11 protein-coding genes are annotated in these 19,095 nt (G+C 44.8%); 10 read left to right on the plus strand and 1 reads right to left on the minus strand.

What is annotated here, in order from left to right; all coding sequences use genetic code 11:
- Positions 1–471: 471 nt before the first annotated feature.
- A complete protein-coding gene (locus WMO42_RS11195) occupies positions 472–8,022 on the plus strand; it encodes a DUF3849 domain-containing protein (protein ID WP_334291920.1) in 7,551 nt (2,516 codons plus the stop codon).
- Between the two features lie 108 nt (positions 8,023–8,130).
- Here WMO42_RS11195 and WMO42_RS11200 read toward each other — a convergent pair whose 3' ends face one another.
- Positions 8,131–8,352, minus strand: a complete 222-nt coding sequence (locus tag WMO42_RS11200; protein ID WP_055195787.1) for a helix-turn-helix transcriptional regulator — start codon at positions 8,350–8,352, stop codon at positions 8,131–8,133.
- A 111-nt stretch (positions 8,353–8,463) separates the two neighbouring features.
- Here WMO42_RS11200 and WMO42_RS11205 point away from each other — a divergent pair, with 111 nt between their 5' ends.
- From WMO42_RS11205 to WMO42_RS11245, 9 genes are all read left to right on the plus strand, one after another.
- Positions 8,464–8,787 carry a hypothetical protein gene (locus WMO42_RS11205; RefSeq protein WP_055230553.1) on the plus strand — a complete coding sequence of 108 codons (324 nt, stop codon included), beginning with the start codon at positions 8,464–8,466 and terminating at the stop codon, positions 8,785–8,787.
- Between the two features lie 77 nt (positions 8,788–8,864).
- The gene (locus tag WMO42_RS11210; protein WP_055195783.1) at positions 8,865–9,707 is read left to right on the plus strand and encodes a DUF6674 family protein; all 843 of its coding nucleotides are present in this window, start codon (positions 8,865–8,867) and stop codon (positions 9,705–9,707) included.
- Between the two features lie 104 nt (positions 9,708–9,811).
- Positions 9,812–10,021, plus strand: a complete 210-nt coding sequence (locus tag WMO42_RS11215; protein WP_055195782.1) for a hypothetical protein — start codon at positions 9,812–9,814, stop codon at positions 10,019–10,021.
- Positions 10,005–10,619, plus strand: coding sequence for a hypothetical protein (locus tag WMO42_RS11220; RefSeq protein ID WP_055195781.1), 615 nt, complete (start codon positions 10,005–10,007; stop codon positions 10,617–10,619). The genes WMO42_RS11215 and WMO42_RS11220 overlap by 17 nt, the downstream gene beginning before the upstream one ends.
- Positions 10,620–10,761: 142 nt before the next feature.
- Positions 10,762–15,471 carry a YodL domain-containing protein gene (locus tag WMO42_RS11225; protein WP_147581273.1) on the plus strand — a complete coding sequence of 1,570 codons (4,710 nt, stop codon included), beginning with the start codon at positions 10,762–10,764 and terminating at the stop codon, positions 15,469–15,471.
- 3 nt (positions 15,472–15,474) lie between these two features.
- Positions 15,475–15,702 carry a transposon-transfer assisting family protein gene (locus WMO42_RS11230; protein ID WP_055195780.1) on the plus strand — a complete coding sequence of 76 codons (228 nt, stop codon included), beginning with the start codon at positions 15,475–15,477 and terminating at the stop codon, positions 15,700–15,702.
- Between the two features lie 323 nt (positions 15,703–16,025).
- Positions 16,026–16,745: a LytTR family DNA-binding domain-containing protein gene (locus WMO42_RS11235; RefSeq protein ID WP_055230646.1), complete on the plus strand. Its 720-nt coding sequence runs from the start codon at positions 16,026–16,028 to the stop codon at positions 16,743–16,745.
- Entirely contained in the window at positions 16,742–18,085 is a 1,344-nt protein-coding gene (locus tag WMO42_RS11240; protein ID WP_055230555.1) for a sensor histidine kinase, read from the plus strand. Before WMO42_RS11235 ends, WMO42_RS11240 begins: the two co-directional genes overlap by 4 nt.
- A 156-nt stretch (positions 18,086–18,241) precedes the next feature.
- Positions 18,242–19,087, plus strand: a complete 846-nt coding sequence (locus WMO42_RS11245; protein ID WP_349192297.1) for a FlxA-like family protein — start codon at positions 18,242–18,244, stop codon at positions 19,085–19,087.
- The last annotated feature ends 8 nt before the right edge of the window (positions 19,088–19,095 follow it).

Genomic DNA, 19,095 nt, shown 5'->3' on the forward strand with positions numbered 1-19,095 from the left:
AAGACGCCGGAGGAAATGGCGGAATTTCTGAAAAAGGAATACGGAACCACCGGAAAAGGCTTTGAGTTTGACGGAAAACAGACAGCGGTATGGTTTGATGAGCAGGGAATGACAGCCGGATATGGCACATCGGCATTGGAAAATCCCAGGTTTACCATGAGCTGGAAGGAGCTGGAAACACAGATACGTTCACAGGTGGAGAACGGCACTTATATGAGTGCAAATGAAGTCTACCTTGTAGACGAGGCGGAGCGTGGGCGCATTGCAAACCACTTGTATTTCTTTTTCCGTGACGGTATGGAGGAAATGCCGGAAGAACTGGAATTGAAAGCTGCAAATTATCCGGATTCCCATGCAGGATTAGTGGAGCTTCTATCGACACCGGAGGGTGTGGATATGGCAGCTTCGTACATGGATAAGGCACTGCACCAGCTTGAAATGGGGGAAAAGAAGCTGCGTTTCCGTTCTGTCATGCCCAAAGAGGAACTGCGGGATGAGCTTGATAATCTGCTCCTGAAAAAGAAAACTTTTCCGGCAGATGACCGGGTGGAAGTGAAAAAAGAGGATTTCATCACGCAGGACGAGATAGACCACAGGCTCGGCAGGGGGAGTGGTTATCATCATGGCTCATTCCGTATCTATGATTATTTTATGGAGGGGCATAACAGCAAAGATGCTGCTGATTTTTTAAAACATGAGTATGGAATAGGCGGCAGCTCCCATGCGCTTGCCGGGGCTGACCACAGTTGGGAGGATCACGATTCCAAGGGCATCAGTCTGAAAAAAGGAAATTTATCAGAACCTTATTCAGAGGTGCTGTTATCCTGGAAAGTGGTGGAGAAACGTATCCGTAAGCTCATTCAGGAAGATAAGTATTTATCCCCGAAGGGAAAAGAAGCATTTGCGGCATATAAAGAAGAACAGGCGCAGAAAGAGCTTGAAAAGGCACAGGAAAAAATAGAGCGTGATACAAAGGCTGCCTGTAAAGATGCCATAGACAGGGCAATCACTGAAAACTTTGACGGATACCGTCTGCCAAAGGAAACAGCGGAGGGTGTCATAAAGGAATACGGGATAGAACGTGTCAGCTATGTGCTTGCAAATACTGTCATGCACCGCAGACAGGAGGACAGGATTTCCCCGGAAAACAAAGAATGGGCAAAGTCTATCACGCCTTATGCAATGTATGAAAGCCGGGATATTGTTGCCGCTTCACACCCTGCTGTGCTGAATGGCTTTATCAATCAGGCAAGAAGATATATTGAGCATGAAAAGGAGATTGCGGTACAGGCAGAAGCAGAGCAGGTGCAGGAACCGGAGCAGAATGATGTTTTGGATATTTCTGAAGGGGAATTAGAGTGGCATATCATACATGAGGGTGATGATGAAAACGGACAGCCTACGGAGTGGAGCGCAAAGCTGCCTGACGGGGAATTTCTATGGATTGACAAGGAAGCGGAGGGGTATGCCTTATATAATACCCACCATACAGATGCAAGCCCGGTTACTGTTTCGGAAACATTGGATGGGGCAAAGGAAAGCGGCGAAGATTACGCCTTAGAATTTGCTGCTGTTGATGTAGAAGAAGTGGAGAAAACCACAGTTGCGCTGGAATCGTCAGAGGATTATTCAGAGCCGGGGATAGGTTTTTATACCCACCAATATGCAGATGGCAGGGATGGAGTGCGTTACCGTCTTGTGACACAGGGGGAGGACGGGCTTCTTGTACCCTACCCGGAGCATAACAGGTTTTTTATCAATCGTGGGCTGGCGCAGGAATATATAGATACCCATGCAGATCTGATTGATGTGATCGGATATGATGAGATGGTATTCAGCTCTATGCAGAAACAAGGCGAATACAAAAGGGAGCAGGCAGGAAAGGAAACTTATGGACATGATGTCAATCCTTCTGTAATGCGGAAGGATTTGGAACCGGAAACCATTTCCATTGACGGGCAGAAGTGTATAAAAATAGATGAATGGAAGTCCGGTGAGGACAGTTATCTGCTTTGCAATTCCACAGAGGACAGCGATTTCTTCTATGCAGAGGTAAACGGGAATACGCATTTTGAATATGACCATAAGCCGGACAGGGAGGAAATAGAAGATGATTTCATAGACATCGAAGCCATGAGGGACATTGACCGACACGAAGCGGAAGTATTTTCACGCTTTGAGGGCAGTGATGATTTCCCTGATATTGACACCGATGCAGTCCGTGAAAAGCTGGAGAATGGAGAAGCTGACAAAGAAGCGGATGCCATGCTTGCTTTTGCGGAGCAGGCTGCAAAGGAAAACGAGGTTGAGCCATACAAGAGATTTTCCGTAACAGAAACAAGCGACGCCTTTGCACCGGGGGAGAATTTTGCCATTTGGGATGATGTCCGTGAGGAGTATTATCACGATGGGGACGGAACGGTACATACCTTTGCTGACAGAAAAGAAGCGGAGGAATATCTTGCACAGGTTGAAAAGGAAGTATCGGAAAAGGAAGCTGCCGAGTGGAGTTATGTGGAGGCTGCCAAGACGCCCTTTTATGAAAATGCAGAACCGCCATTGACAGCGGAGGACGTACAGAATCTTGTACTGATCAGTCAGGATTATAACAGAGGTTCCCGGACTACGGTATATGATTTTGAGTGTGATATTCGTGGAGAGCATGACAAACTGCAATATACCTTACAATACCATGATGACGGCGAAGGTTTTACCATTCATACCGAAAAAAATGATATTTGGGAGCGTATGCCGGAGCCGGAGCTTAGCAGGCTGGAAGGCATACTTGGCAGGGAAGCGTTATATTACCAGCTCCATAACAAAATCGCAGGGGCAGAAAGCCTTGAAGAACTGAAAGAGATTGAGTTTGACATTATGGAAAACCAATCTCCTTATTTTTCTGCCGTATCAGGGAGAGTATGGGAAGATTTTAACCGTAAAAATGATGAGCTGTCTGGTGTTTCGCATGAAGTGCCGGAAACTTCCGGACAGAATGTCCAGAAGTCAGAACCGGACACTTTAGGACACAATGTCCAAAAGCAGGAGCCAAAGACCGACAGGCAAAATGCAGTCAATTTCCATATCACGGACGATGCCCTCGGTATTGGCAGTGCAAAAGAGAAATTCCGCAGGAATGTGGAAGCCATACGCACCCTTGAAAAAATCGAGAGCGAGAACCGCACCGCCACGCCGGAGGAACAAGAGATTTTATCACAGTATGTTGGCTGGGGCGGTCTTGCCGATGCCTTTGATGAAACCAAAGCGAACTGGCACAATGAATATCAGGAATTAAAGGGGATTTTATCCGATGCGGAATATGCTTCCGCAAGGGAAAGCACCTTAAATGCCCACTACACAAGCCCCGTGATTATCCGCAGCATCTATGAAGCACTGGAAAACATGGGATTTGAAAAGGGCAACGTATTAGAGCCTTCTATGGGCATCGGCAACTTTTTTGGTATGCTGCCGGAGAAGATGCAGGAAAGCAGGCTTTACGGCGTGGAGCTTGACGGAATTACCGGAAGGATTGCAAAGCAGCTTTATCCCAAAGCAGATATTAAAATCACAGGCTTTGAAAAAACGGATTATCCAAACGATTTCTTTGATATTGCAATCGGCAACGTGCCTTTCGGTCAGTATAAGGTGGCAGACAGGCAGTATGACAAAAATAACTTTCTGATACACGATTATTTCTTTGCAAAGGCTTTGGATAAAGTGCGTCCGGGCGGTGTGGTTGCCTTTGTGACAAGCAAGGGCACAATGGACAAGAAAAGTCCGGAGGTCAGAAAGTATCTTGCACAGAGGGCGGAGCTTTTAGGTGCGGTCAGGCTTCCCAATACAGCGTTTAAGGAGAACGCAGGAACGGAAGTCACTTCCGATATTTTATTCTTAAAGAAGCGTGACCGGGTAATGGACTTGGAGCCGGAGTGGGTGCATCTGTCGGAAGATGAAAACGGCATTGCCATGAACAGCTATTTTACTGAGCATCCGGAGATGATCGTGGGAAAAATGGAAATGGTAAGCGGGCAATACGGCATGGAAAGCACCTGCACACCCGATACCACCAGACCCTTTGCAGAGCAGTTAAGGGAAGCGGTAAGCCGCATTGACGGGAAAATTGAGGAAATGGAGCTTGATGAGTTTGACAGAGAGATGGCAGACCAGACCATTCCGGCAGACCCGGACGTGAAGAATTACAGCTATACGCTTGTGGATGATAAGGTTTATTACCGTGAAAACTCCGTCATGAAGCCTGTGGACATGAAAGATTCCATGCTGGAGCGTATTAAAGGAATGGTGGGCATCAGGGATTGTACGCAGGAGCTGATCAATGTGCAGCTTCAGGAATATCCGGATACCGTCATTAAGGAGAAGCAGGCAGAATTAAATTCACTGTATGATGCTTTCTCCAAAAAGTACGGACTTATCAATTCACAGACCAACAAAAGGGCGTTTAACCAGGACAGCAGCTACTGCCTGCTCTGTTCGCTGGAAAAGCTGGACGATGAGGGCAATTTTAAGGGTAAAGCGGATATGTTCACCAAGCGTACCATTAAAAAAGCCGAGGTTGTCACAAGCGTTGACACCGCAGCCGAAGCCCTTGCGGTTTCGCTGTCGGAAAAGGCGAGGGTTGATCTTGACTATATGGCGGAGCTGTCAGGAAAAAGCACTGACACGATAAAAGAGGAACTGACCGGGGTAATCTTTAACAATCCCGTAACGGACAAATGGGAAACTGCGGACGAGTATTTAAGCGGCAATGTCCGTGACAAGCTGGAAACAGCAAAAGTCTATGCGGAGAACCACCCGGAATATGCCGTCAACGTGCAGGCACTTACACAGGTACAGCCAAAAGAGCTTGATGCAAGCGAGATTGAGGTGCGCATCGGGGCAACATGGATAAAGCCGGAGTATCTGGAGGATTTCATGCGTGACACCTTTGAAACGCCGCAGCACTTATTTGACAGGAACATCATGGGCGTACAGTTTTCGGACGTGACGGGGCAGTGGAACGTAAAGGGCAAAAATGCGGATTACGGAAATGCGCTTGTGAACATGACCTATGGAACCAGCCGCAGGAACGCCTACCAGATTTTAGAGGATTCGCTGAATCTGAAAGACAGCCGGGTATATGACACCATAGAGGAGGACGGGAAGGAAAAGAGAGTCCTCAATAAGAAAGAAACCACCCTTGCTGCACAGAAGCAGGATACCATCAGGGAAGCCTTTAAGGACTGGGTTTTTCGTGACCCGGACAGGCGGCAGGACTTAGTGGCAAAGTACAATAAGCTGTTCAATTCCACCAGACCGAGGGAATATGACGGTTCACACCTGAAATTTCCCGGCATGACACCGGACATTGAGCTAAAGCCACATCAGAAAAGTGCAGTAGCACACGTTTTATACGGGGATAATACCTTACTGGCGCATTGTGTCGGTGCGGGAAAGACCTTTGAAATGACAGCGGCGGCAATGGAGAGCAAACGGTTAGGCTTATGTCAAAAGAGCCTGTTTGTCGTGCCGAACCACCTGACAGAGCAGTGGGCGAGTGATTTTTTGCGCCTTTATCCGGGAGCTAATATTTTAGCCGCCACGAAAAAAGATTTTGAGCCTGCCAACCGGAAAAAATTCTGTTCGAGGATTGCCACGGGAGATTATGATGCGGTCATTATCGGACATAGTCAATTCGAGAAAATTCCCCTGTCACAGGAAAGGCAGGCGGCAATGATCGAGCGTCAGATAGACGAAATTGAAACTGCGATTGCAATGGCAAAAGCGGACAATGGGGAGCGTTACACAATCAAGCAGATGGAGAAATCAAGAAAAGCACTCCAGACAAGGCTTGAAAAACTCAATGATACATCAAGAAAAGACAATGTAGTGACCTTTGAGCAGTTAGGCGTTGACAGGCTTTTCGTGGACGAGAGCCACAACTATAAAAATCTGTTCCTTTACACTAAAATGAGGAATGTGGCGGGCATTGCACAGACAGAGGCACAGAAGTCCTCGGATATGTTTGCAAAGTGCCAGTACCTCGATGAGATAACGGGAGGCAAAGGAGTTACTTTTGCGACAGGCACACCGATCAGCAACAGCATGACGGAATTATACACCAATATGCGCTATCTCCAGTATGGCACGCTTCAGAAGCTGGGGCTTGGGCATTTTGACAGCTGGGCATCTTCCTTTGGAGAAACACAGACAGCCATAGAGCTTGCACCGGAGGGAACAGGTTATAGGGCGAAAACAAGGTTTGCGAAGTTCTTCAATCTGCCGGAGCTTATTTCCCTATTCAAAGAAAGTGCAGATATTCAGACGCCGGATATGTTAAAGCTGCCTGTGCCGGAAGCAGAGTATGAAAACGTGGTGTTAAAGCCGAGTGAATACCAGCAGGATATGGTGGCATCGCTTGCGGAACGTGCGGAGGCGGTGCGTGACAGGAAAGTGGACGCAGCGGTTGACAACATGCTCAAGATTACCAACGATGGGAGAAAGTTAGCGTTAGACCAGCGGCTTATCAACGATATGCTTCCTGATGATGAAAACTCAAAAGCGAGTACCTGTGTCAGAAAAGCATTTGAGATATGGGAGCAGACAAAGGAGCAGAAGTCCACACAGTTAATTTTTTGTGACCTTTCCACACCGAAGGGGGATGGCACATTTAATGTATATGATGACATAAAAAACAAATTGATCGGGAAAGGAGTACCGCCGGAGGAGATAGCGTTCATACATAATGCAAATACGGAAACAAGGAAAGCGGAGCTGTTCGCAAAAGTAAGAAGCGGGCAGGTTCGTTTTTTATTGGGTTCCACGCAGAAAATGGGAGCCGGAACCAACGTGCAGGATCGGCTTATTGCCTTACATCATCTCGATGTACCGTGGCGTCCGTCCGACATCGAACAGCAGGAGGGGCGTATTTTAAGGCAGGGCAACATGAATCCAAAGGTAAAGATTTACCGGTATGTGACAGAGAATACGTTTGACAGCTACTCGTGGCAGCTCATCGAAAACAAGCAGAAATTCATCGGGCAGATCATGACGAGCAAATCCCCGGTCAGAAGCTGTGAGGACGTGGACGAGGCTGCACTGACCTATGCGGAAGTAAAGGCTCTGGCAACGGGCAATCCCTATATAAAAGAAAAGATGGATCTCGATATTCAGGTGTCAAAGCTGAAGCTGATGAAAGCCAACCACACCAGCCAGAAGTACCGTCTGGAGGACAATATCGCAAAGCACTATCCGCAGCAGATCGCCATTCTGAAGGAGCGTATCAGCGGTATGCAGGCGGACATTCAGACCGCAAAGGCAAAACTTCCGGCAGATAAAGAGCAGTTTTTTATGAAAGTCGGGGATAAGGCTTATACGGACAAAAAAGAAGCCGGAGCTGCACTTGTGGAGATGTGCAAGGAAATGAAAACAGTCAATGTGCCTGCAACAGTCGGGGAATATGCCGGGTTTAAAATGGCGGTGTCTTTTGATTCGTTCAACCACAAATTTGTGATGAACTTAAAAGGGCAGTTAAGCCATAACTTGGAAATCGGTTCAGACCCACTCGGCAACATTGCCCGTATCAATCACGCTCTGGAATCTATGCCGAAACAGCTTGCCGAAGCGCAGACCAAACTTGAAAACGTGGAGCATCAGCTTGAAACAGCAAAAGCGGAAGTGCAGAAGCCTTTTTCACAGGAGCAGGAATTAGCGGAAAAGTTAGACCGTCTGTCTGCCTTAAATGCCCTGCTTAACATGGACGAAAAGGGCAATGACGGGATCGGCATGGAAGATGAGCCGGAAACGTCAGAGGGAGATAGAGAGGTTGCAGACCGTTCTGCAAAGAATATCCCGCTTGCGGAGAAACTGACGGATACGGGGCAGAATAAAGGCGGCAGGCAGTATACGGATGTACCTGCAGCAAGGGTATCCTTAAAGGAAAAGCTGGAAGCGTTCAAAGTCAAAGCTGCCGAGGGAGATGCAGATAAAGCCACGCCAAAAAAAGCAAAGGATAAAGCAGAAATTTTATAATTATTTTGAACGGGTAGCTGTGAAAAGCTGCCGTTTCCATTAAGCAGACAGGAGGGAGAAAGAGAACATACATTAGCAAAATAAAAAGAGGGAGAATGTTTATAACAGTTATTCTTCCTCTTTTTCATCAGGCGTAAACTCTGCAATATCATTAAGGGTAAATCCCTCGCCTAAAATATTCAGTATCACATTCAGCGTGTGGGTAGTGACAGACTGGTTGGTTTTCAACCGCTGAATCTGCGCCCTGCTGATACCGTAATGGGTGTAAAGACTGTACTGGCTTATACCGTTTTCTTTTAAGGTTTTAAAGAGTTTGTCGAATTTTATCATTATTTGCGATATTTTCCTTCCGGTTTTCTATTGAATATGTTTTATTATGCTCCTATAATGGAGATGATTATAGTTACCAAAATCGGAGATTATTATGCAAAAGGAGAAAATATGGAAAAGGAACAAATATTGCAACAATTATTTTCACAGACGAAAGAGGATAAGGACATACTGCTGGAACAATTAGTGTTCTGCAAATTTGCAAATGAATATGATTTTGAAAATTATTTCAGAATAGGGAAACTGAAAGAAAGTGATCTGTTCTGCTTGATAAGTTTCCTGTATCATCAGGATTGCTTTTTAATGATGCTGGACATTATGAACAGATACAGGGACAGATTTGTTTCACATGACGAGTCTTTATTAAAGGAACTGGATTTTTCAGAGCAGTTTATGTCAAGGATAGAAAAGATAAAGGGTGTTGCAGAGTGTTAAAAAAATATGGCAGTACGAAAAAAGCAGTCAGAAATGGCTGCTTTTATTGTGAATAAAAACAGATGGAGGTATCAGGAATGGAAACAGCAAAACAGAATACACAACAGAACATAGAGGAAAATGATGCGCTAAAGCAGTTCATGGGACTGCTTAACCGGCAGGGCATGGGAGAACAGTCACAAGATTTTATGGAGCTTTTTCAATATGTGGCAGGTATGCAGCTACAGCTTGCCGTGATGACAGACGAGCTGCAGGGTGTCAAGGAGCAGCTCTCACAGTTGCGGGAAAACCAGCCCAAAACGGTCACAGAGAGCCTTGTGGATAAGGTGACACACCTTCAGGAGAAAATCGCAAACCTGTCGGAACGCTTGTCAGCAGTAAAAGATCATTTAGCAGAAACAGCAACACAGGCATTCAATGCTTTTAAGGAAAAAGGAAAGGCGGAAATGTGCAAAGTGTTACAAAAAGGAATTTCTGGCGTGAAATCAGTGCTTGCAGACTGCCGGGAGCATCTGGTTGATGTGATGATGGACTACAAAAAGACAGCTAACCAGATAGACAGTATTGGAGATGAATTAAAGCAGATTGGGAACAGCGTTTCCAACGTGGGCAGACTATTGGCTGGAAAAGGCACAAAAGAGGCGTCTGACGAAAAGTCAGGCGTTGCCCTGACAAGGGCAGTTAATAAGCCTGTAAAGAAAGCCATTGCTAGGCTGGAAGAGAATCTTGACAGTATTGATAGAATGTCTGAAAAATTGGATAAAATCTACAGCAGGCTTGAGCCACAGAAAGCAGCGGAAAAGGGTACAAGAACTTCCTTAAAAGAAAAGCTGGCACAAATGCAGGAAAAGGCAGGAACGCAGAACAGGCAGCCGGATATGGAAAAGAAGAAAGAAAAGGGAAAGGAGGCAGTCATATAAAATTCATAAAAATTTTGTTGCAAAAACGGCAGTTGGATAATAAAATATAGTTAGAGAAGTATGTTTAACCGAAGATGAGCCATACTAATAAAGGAGGTGTTTATATGGCAACTTCAAGTATCACGAAGAATTTTGTCATTTCCGGCAAGGAGCAGGTGGAGATGTTCGTCAATGCGATTGAAGAATCTGCCAAAAACCGTCCTGTCCGTACTCCGGTAAATGTAAAATTCATTGAAACTGAGGATGAATTGAGAGAGTTTATGAGGTTTAGAGAAAAGAAAGCAAAGGAGAAATTAAATGCCAATAACGGATAAGTTTTTTGCAATCAATATCCGTAAGTATTTGGCATTGGGAGATGACCATGAAGCCGGGGAGCCTGCGCTTATTCAATTGCTCTCCGGATTTTCTTGTCCAAAGAATCCGGATGTAGAACATTTTTTGAAAAAAAATGCAATAGAGTTTACCAAAAAAAATCAGTCGGTTACATATCTTGTTTTTTCCAAGGATAATGGAGAAATGTTAGGTTATTTTACGCTTGCATTAAAGCCGTTGACAATCCGTGGTGAAACAGTAAGCAATACCACGAAACGAAAATTGCTGCGGGTTAGTGAATTAGATGTAAAGTCGGATACCTATACCATGTCTGCTTATCTTATAGCTCAGCTTGGGAAAAATTATGCAGATGGCAGGAACAGAGAGATTGCCGGAAAAGAGCTTATCGAACTGGCTTGGATGATAATTGAAAAAACACAATATATGTTTGGCGGAATGGTAACATTCTTAGAAGCAGAAAAAGAGGAAAAATTATTATCGTTTTACCGGGATAACAGTTTCTCACAGTTTGATACACGTCAGACTGCATCGGGAACAACAGAACCGCATGAGCTTGTGCAGCTGCTGCGCTTGCTCTAATACAATTTAATAGCAACTAAAAGGTGTATGGAAAGAGTATCAATAGCCATGCACCTTTTTTATTTCAGGAATACCGTCTTGTGAATTTACAGGGCGGTATTTTTGCGTGCAAAAAGAGTAAAAGCTCTGGAAAGGAAAAACTATGGTAGATAATAATACAAACACGGTCATCAACACGAACACAGTTCATATGACCGAGAAACAGAAAGTAAAAGAGATCACCGACAGACTGGAGGAAGGCTTAAAAGAGCTTTTTGAGAGTGAAAAGTATAAAAGTTACCTCTCCACTATGTCAAAATTCCACAATTACAGCTTTAACAATACGCTTCTGATCGCCATGCAGAAGCCGGAGGCGACTTTAGTGGCAGGCTACAAGGCGTGGCAGAAAAATTTTGGCAGACACGTCAACAAAGGCGAAAAAGCAATCCGTATTCTTGCCCCGATGCCTTACAAGATCAAGGAGGAACGGGATAAGTTAGACCCTGTGACCGGAGAAATGACCTTTGATGAAAACGGTATGCCGCAGAAAGAGGAAGTGGAGGTTACAATCCCGGCATTCCGTGTGGTATCTGTCTTTGACGTGTCACAGACGGACGGCAAGCCCATACCGGAGCTGGAGGCGCAGGAGCTTTTGTCTGCAGTGGAAGGCTATGAGAACTTTGTGCAGGCACTTATGAATGTGGCTCCGGTTCCCATTGGCTTTGAGGACATTCCCGGAGATTCCAAAGGATATTTTCATACAACGGAAAACCGGATTGCGGTGCAGGAGAACATGAGCGAGAGCCAGACACTGAAAACAATGGTGCATGAAACCGCACATTCTATGCTGCATAACAAGGAAATCAGCCAGGATATTGACGCACCTGTAAAGGACAGGAATACCAAAGAGGTGGAAGCGGAGAGCATCGCTTATACCGTCTGCCAGCACTTCGGCATAGATACGTCAGATTACTCTTTCGGATATATTGCCGGGTGGAGCAGCGGAAAGGACATGAAAGAGCTGAAATCTTCCCTTGATACAATCCGCAGAACTTCATCGGAGCTTATTAAGGGCATTGAAGGGCAGCTTCAGGAAATACAGCGTGACCGGGATTTGATGCAGGATAAGTCCATAAATGGACTGGAAAAGGAGAGCCGTCTGCTGATACAGAACAGTGATCTGTCCGAGTACAGCCTTGTAAATGTCAGGGGAATGGATGCGGCGGAGATTATGGAAGCTCTCTCTGCCATGAACGATGATGACAGGCTGAGTGTTGCTGCATATTTGGAAAGTAGAGGTGCATGGACTACGGAGATTGCCAATGAGGAAACAAGGGAATTTGGGGAGTACCACCTTGATGTCCGGTACATTACCGATACAAATGAGATAATTGACTTAAAGAAAGAAATGGCATGGGAAGAAAGGGCAAAGGAGCCAATCGGGGCGGATGATGTGATTTTGAAGATTACCCATGCGGAAGGTTTTGAGATAGAGCGCATTACCAATAAGACACCGGAGGAAGTACAGGAAATCATGGGTGCGCTTACAAAGCTGGAAGAAAAGGACAGGAAGAATATCCATGATTGTCTGGAAAGCTATGGGGCTGATTATATCCCTATCATTGTGGACGGCGGCAGAAATTCCGGTATGCCGCAGTTTAATGACTTTGAGATTGACCTGAATAAAAAAGAGGTAGTAATGATGAACCACCTTTCCCCGGCACAGCAGGCGGAGGGTATCATCAACCGTCTGGAATATGCAAAGACCGCTTTTTCCGATGATGAGCGTAACTTGATTGTAAATTATGCCTATAAGCTGAATGATATGGAAAAGACAAGGGAGCTTGCGGAACATATCTATTATGAGGAAACGGAAGGCAATCAGGGAGCAGCCCTTGCGGTCATTGATGCACAGGCAGAGATTGATGCACTTCCCGACCCTATGATCGGCTTGTCGGAAATGGAGGATTACGGATATACATGGAATGAGATGCTGCCGCTTACGAAAGAGAGGGCATTGGAATTATTTGAGCATGATTTACCGATATATGTACTGCATGAGGACGGTTCTGAAACAACCGTGGAGGACAGAACGCAGATAACGGAGCATGAGGGAATCTTTGGCATTGAAAAAAAGGATTGGGAGAATGAGAGAAATTTCCTCACAATGCAGGAGGAGCTTTCGGAGAATGAAGCGGCAAAGGAAACCCGGCTTTTGTATGGCAGCACGGATAAATACGGGATATATCAGTTAAAAGATGATCCGGAGCTAAGACAATTCCGCTTTGAGGGGACGGAAGCACTGAAACGCATGGGCATTACAAAGTACAATTTTGATGCCATTAAACGGGAGAATTACAACCTGATTTATGTGGGTGAACTGTCCGAACTGCAAGGACAGACGCAGGGGGAAACGCTGGAAGCAGTCTTTGAAAAGTTTAATATAGATCACCCGACAGACTACAAGGGACATTCCCTTTCCGTCAGCGACATCGTGGTGCTGCATGAGGACGGGGAAAATACTGCCCATTTTGTAGATTCCTTTGGATTTACGGAGCTTCCGGAATTTACAAGGACGCTGGAGGGCGAAAAAACGCAGGAAGCAGACAAAGCGGAAATGGAGCTTACCGATGAAGAAAAACAATTCCTTGAAACTGACAATGCACCTTTGATTGCGAAAAAGTTTCTTGCATGGGATGAGATTGAAGATTTGGGGTATCGTTTTTTTGAGGACGGGTATATCGACAGATTCGAGCCGAGCGAAAAAGCGTTGTATGGCGATGGCATGGTGCCGGAGCCTGAAATATATGATATAGCCCGCCGTATGCATGGCGGCGAGGATATTCGCAAGGAGCTTGCAAAGGCTCTTATCGGCGGATATGAACGGGTAATGGGAATAGGCGAAGATGATGCCGTTGCAGTGTTTGGGAATGATGCGGTGACTGTCACTTTCGGGAATGCCAAAAAGCAGATTTCCTATGAAGAAATGGGGACGGCTTTTCTCGGTCTGATTGAACGAGAGTACAAAGACGTTGAGCAGGCAAGAGCCACTGAGGAGCAGGAGGAAGAAATTGCGGAAGATGCCACTTTTGGACAGAGTGTCCAAAAGCCGGAAACGGAGAGCATAGAGGACGGGGACGAAATTATTGATCTCGGAGAGGAAAGGGAACAGGTGCTTGCAGAGATGAAAAAGGCACAAGGAGAAAGGCAGGACACCTCTGGACACGATGTCCAGAAGCCGGGAATGGAAGATAAGGAGGAACCTCACGAAACAGAGCTTGCATTTCAGATAGCAGACCGCTATATCACCATACAGGAAACAGAGGGCGGCTATGATTATTCCATTATGGGTATGGATTATAAAGAAATAGACGGCGGCGTGTATGACAATCCTGATATTAGTATCAGGGAAGCACTGAATGACATAGTGGAGGATTTGAAAGCGGAACCGGATCATAACGGTGCAAAGGGAAACATTGAGAAAGACAGCAAGCTGATACCGATGGATTTTGATGAGCTGCTTGTTAAAAATATGTACGCTGACCGTGTGGAAGGCTCCACTATTACGAATATGCAGAACACACAGAGCAGTGTGGTGGCAGATTTTAAGGCAAAGACGGATGAGCTGTTCCATGAAATAAGCGAGATGAATCCGGCAGAGATTGAGGAAACCGTCAAAGTCCATGTGCAGGCGAAAATAGACGAATATGGCATTGATGCACAAATAGTGGATGCTGCAGTAGTCGGGAGCAGATGCCGGGGATTGGAGCGTGAAGGCTCTGACCTTGATGTGGTAGTGGAGCTTTCCACAAATGAGCGTGAGGACGATTTATTTAACACTTTTAATGAGGACGGACTTCATATCGGCGGGATAAAGGTGGATATTAACCCGATTACTGAACAAAGGACGGGAAGCCTTGAAACCTATCTTCCACAGGTGGAGGAGTATCTTGAAGGTATCAGGATGGCAAGGGAGCAGGCAGAAAAAGAAGTAGAAGTAACCTTAATGGTATCGGAGTGCAGCGAATTTCATAATTACGGGGAATTTTATGAGAATATTTCCACCGTGGAGGAAGCCATTGCAATCTGGAAGCAGATACCGCCGGAGCGTTTGAACGCCATACCCGCAATCGGTATCAATGTCCATTTACCGGGAACAGAACCCTATGAGGATAGTGAGATTGACATTTTATCGGGCAGACGGATAGACCTTGAAATCCTAGAGCATATCCCTGATATTAAGAACAATCCGAAGGCTATGGAGGTTATTGCACAGCTTGTGGCAAAACTGCCGGAAATGGAGATAGACGGTGTGATGTCAGAGGAAATGGAAGCGAGGGTTTGGGAACTGCGTATGCCGGGGCTGGATAAGGCGGGGCAGCTTGCAGTAGAGCTTGACCGTTTTGTGTATGATTATGATATATATAGTTATCGTAATGATGTGCATAGTATGACCGAGAATATAGCGGAGCTTACAGAGATGTTAAATCAGGGAGATACGGAACATATCACAGAATGGCTAAATGAAGCGATTTCTGAAGGAGCTGCACCGGAGGAAGAAGAACGGGCAAAAGAACTGCTTGAAAAGCTGGCAGAGTATACGCCCCTTGCCAAGATTGAAGAAAATGCCATAAATGGCATGGAAGAACAGAACTATAACATGGTCGATGATGTGCAAGGAACTGGGGACAGTTCCTTTAATAACGGTGTTGGTGAAAAAGCACAGAAGGAAGCGGCAAAGAGAGAGCAAGAACAGCCTGCCGCAAGGATTTCTCTAAAAGCCCGCCTTGCCGAGAAAAAAGCACAGGTGGCAGGACAGAATCAAGACCATGATGCACAGGAAAACAGTAAAAATAATCAGAGGGAGATGTAAGCAATGAAAAATGAATTTACCGTGGAAGAAAGCAATTTAATCAGTATTTATACGGAAGAAGGTACAGCTTCCGGTTTGGGAAGCAGGGCAAAGGTCATAAAGAGTATCAGTGATGCAATGGAGCATTTGGAAGATGATGAGATGATGGAATTATCGCTTCGGGTGATTGTAAAACTGATTGACTTGACGGATCAGGAATTTGCGGAGCTGGAGTTTATAGTAGCAGAGTAAAATTTGAATGGGCAGAGCATGGCTTTTGTGGCTGTGTTCTGCTTTTTTATTGTATGAATATCTTTGAATAAGAGCAGAGGGAGCAGGCAAGGCAGAGAATATTGTCGGTTAATTCAAGCCGATAAATTGAACCCCGAAATGATTTATTGCCGGAGGAATTTTTTTCACAACAAAATAAGGGTTGTTTACAACATACATAAGCAGATGCGGAATTGTGTGATATAATTTAAGAAAAATTATAGAAGGATGTGATGCATATGGAGCATACGATTGCCAAAGACGCTTTTTCTGGCTTGTCAGGCAATAATGCAGTTTACAATGCAATTTGCATTGCAGTTTGTGATGATGAACAGTTTATGTGTGATATGATTGAAGAAAAAATCAAGGAGATGCTGCCGGATGCGGTAGTATGCAAATTTTTTTCGGCGCAGGAACTGCTTGACAGCGAAACACAAATAGATATTCTGTTTTTAGACATACAGATGCCGGAGATGGACGGAATGGAAGCGGCAAGGCTTTTTCGTAGAGATTGGAAACAGGCACTCATCATATTTGTTACAGCGGCTCCGGAATATGTCTTTCAGGCGTTTGATGTAGGTGCATTTCATTATCTGGTCAAACCTTTGTCAGATGATAAATTCTGTGAAGTTTTTGAAAATGCGGTTCAGGAGATTGAAAGCAGGAAGAAAGGAAATGGAGAACTTGATGAAGAATATATGATGATACAGGCAGGAGGAGACCATACGAAAATACTGCTGAAGGATATTATCTATGCGGAAGTGTTCAACCGAAAAGTCATTATCCATACCGTAAACGGCGATACAGAATATTATGGCAATCTGTCAAATCTTGAGAAAAAGGCAGGGGAGGATTTTTTTAGAACGCATCGGTCATATCTTATTCATTTTAGATTTGTACATAGATATGATGCTGCATCTGTTACTATGGAAAAGGGAACAGTGTTAATCGCTAAACAGAATTATCCTGAATTTGTGAAACAGTATTTGAAATATAATCAGAGGAAAGGCAGGGAAATCAAGTGAGTCCGATAGAATTATGTTGGAATATCACATCTTATATATCAATTATTGTGCAGCTTATCGCTGCCGGCGTTTGTTTTGGAGTATTTGTATTACCCTATATGCAGGGCAGAGATAAAGCAGTTAAGACGGGAAGTGTGTATGGGGTGGTAATGACGGTTTTATATATCATGCCGCCACAGATAGACAATATTCTTGCATATTTCATTGGAACAGTGGCGGCATTTGCCGTGATGTATGTGGAGGACAGGCAGAATATAAATCAAAAAATATTTTTGTCGGTCACTTTCTTTACGCTGCGTTGGCTGTCCTCTTCTATGGCAGGGATTATAGATTTCTTTCTGGATATTGTTCTTTTCAATTCGGCGATAGCGGCGATGTCATGGCTGCATTATGGACTGTATGTAATGACAAGAATTATGGATATACTGTTTTGTTCGCTACTTTTGCTGTTGTCCATTCAGGCTGTCAATAGAGCTTATGAGTACAAGAACAGATATATGGGAAAAAAGGAACTTTTGATGCTGATTGTGCCATCGTTGTTAGGCATGGTTGGCTATATGATTTTTCATTTTTATCAGGTAAAATCCGAAATGACAGGATTTTATGATGTGCTGTGTTTCCTATATTATTTAATGTCCATAATAGCAATCCTTGTGATAATTGTATTCTTTCAGAACTGGAAAAGCTTACAGGAAGAACAGTTAGGTCAGGAACTTTTGGAAAGCCAAATAAACAATATAAAAATGCATATTAAGGAAGTTGAAAAATTGTATGGAGATCTCCGTGCTATGCGCCATGACATGGGAAACCATATCCAGATGATAGAGCGTCTGATGGGTGCGGATAACAGCAGCGAGGCTTTTGCATATCTCGGAAGGCTGAAAAGTGAATGGCAGGAGCTTACGCCAGAGATCAGGACAGGTAATCCGGTTACGGACATGATCCTTCTGGAAAAAAGCAACGAAGCACAGATGCGTGGAATCCGGTTTGAATGTGACTTCCGTTATCCGGAAAATACAAAGCTGGATGTTTTTGATGTCTGCATTATCTTATATAATGCATTAAATAATTGCATGGAATCGGTAAATGGAGAAAAACCTTATATCAAAGTCCATGCGTTCCGTAAAAACAGTATTTTTATGTTGATCATCAGCAATAGTTTTAAGGGCAGGCTTCGGATTGACCCGGCAGAGGGAATTCCGTATACTGCCAAGAAGAATGGTGAGCATGGAATCGGCTTGAAAAATATGCGTAGAGTGGCAAAAAAATATATGGGTGACTTGTCATTTGAGCAGAATGGGGATGAGGTGACGGTGGGAATCATGCTCCAGATTGTATAAATGGTTTACAACGAAATAAGGGCGGTTCACAACATATCGGTTGATTAGCACAAGTAATTTTCCGATAAATTTGTTAGAGAATAGAAAATCTATAACATTAATTATAGGCTACTTGGGAAAGGGATTTCAAATTTATTTATCAAGGAGGACGAAACAATGACAATTAACGGAATTAGTGGAGCAAATACGCAGGCAGCGCAGATAGGGATGAATCAGGCAATGGATTCTTACAGCAAGAACATTCAGAACCAGATTGCCAATGCACAGAAACAGTTACAGGAGCTTTCTTCCAACGAGGAAATGACGTTAGAAGAAAAGATGAAGAAGCGTCAGGAGATTCAACAGCAGATCAGCGACTTGAATATGCAGCTTAGACAGCATCAGATTGAGCAGAGAAAAGAACAGCAGTCTAAGGGTGCATCTATGGACGATATGCTCGGCGGAAATCGAACAGCAGCAAAGTCGGGAAATAAGGGAAGCGGGCTGTCACAGGCAAGTATGCAGGCAATGATTTCCGCAGATTCTTCCATGAAGCAGGCAAAAGAGCAGGGCAGCGTGGCAACACAGATGCAGGGCAGAGCGAATGTTTTAAAGGCAGAAATAAAGCAGAGTGGAAGTACAGAGGCTAAGGAAGCGGAGCTGGCGGATTTGGAACAGAAAGCCGTAAATGCAACAGCCTCACAGATGAATACACTTGCAGAGGCTAATAAGGCTGTCAGCGAAGCTGCAGCAGCAGAACGCACTGAGAAGAAAACTTCTGATGCAAAAGAGGAAAAAGAGGCACAGGCAGAAGGCAAGACCGAAAAGACAGCAGACAGCGGTGCAATAGGAGAGAAAGCGCAGGATGGCATATCAGGTGCAGATGCACAGACAGGAAATATAGAAAATGTGCAGCAGGATAACGGCGCACAGGCACAGAACATACAGCCTGCCCAAACAGCCGTTCCAGAAACTCCGGCGGCACAGCCAGCAGTTTATACCCATGTTGATGTCCGTTTGTAAAGGAGGTA

Source organism: Lachnospira sp. CLA-JM-H23 (genome assembly GCF_040096425.1).
GTDB lineage: Bacteria > Bacillota > Clostridia > Lachnospirales > Lachnospiraceae > Lachnospira > Lachnospira rogosae.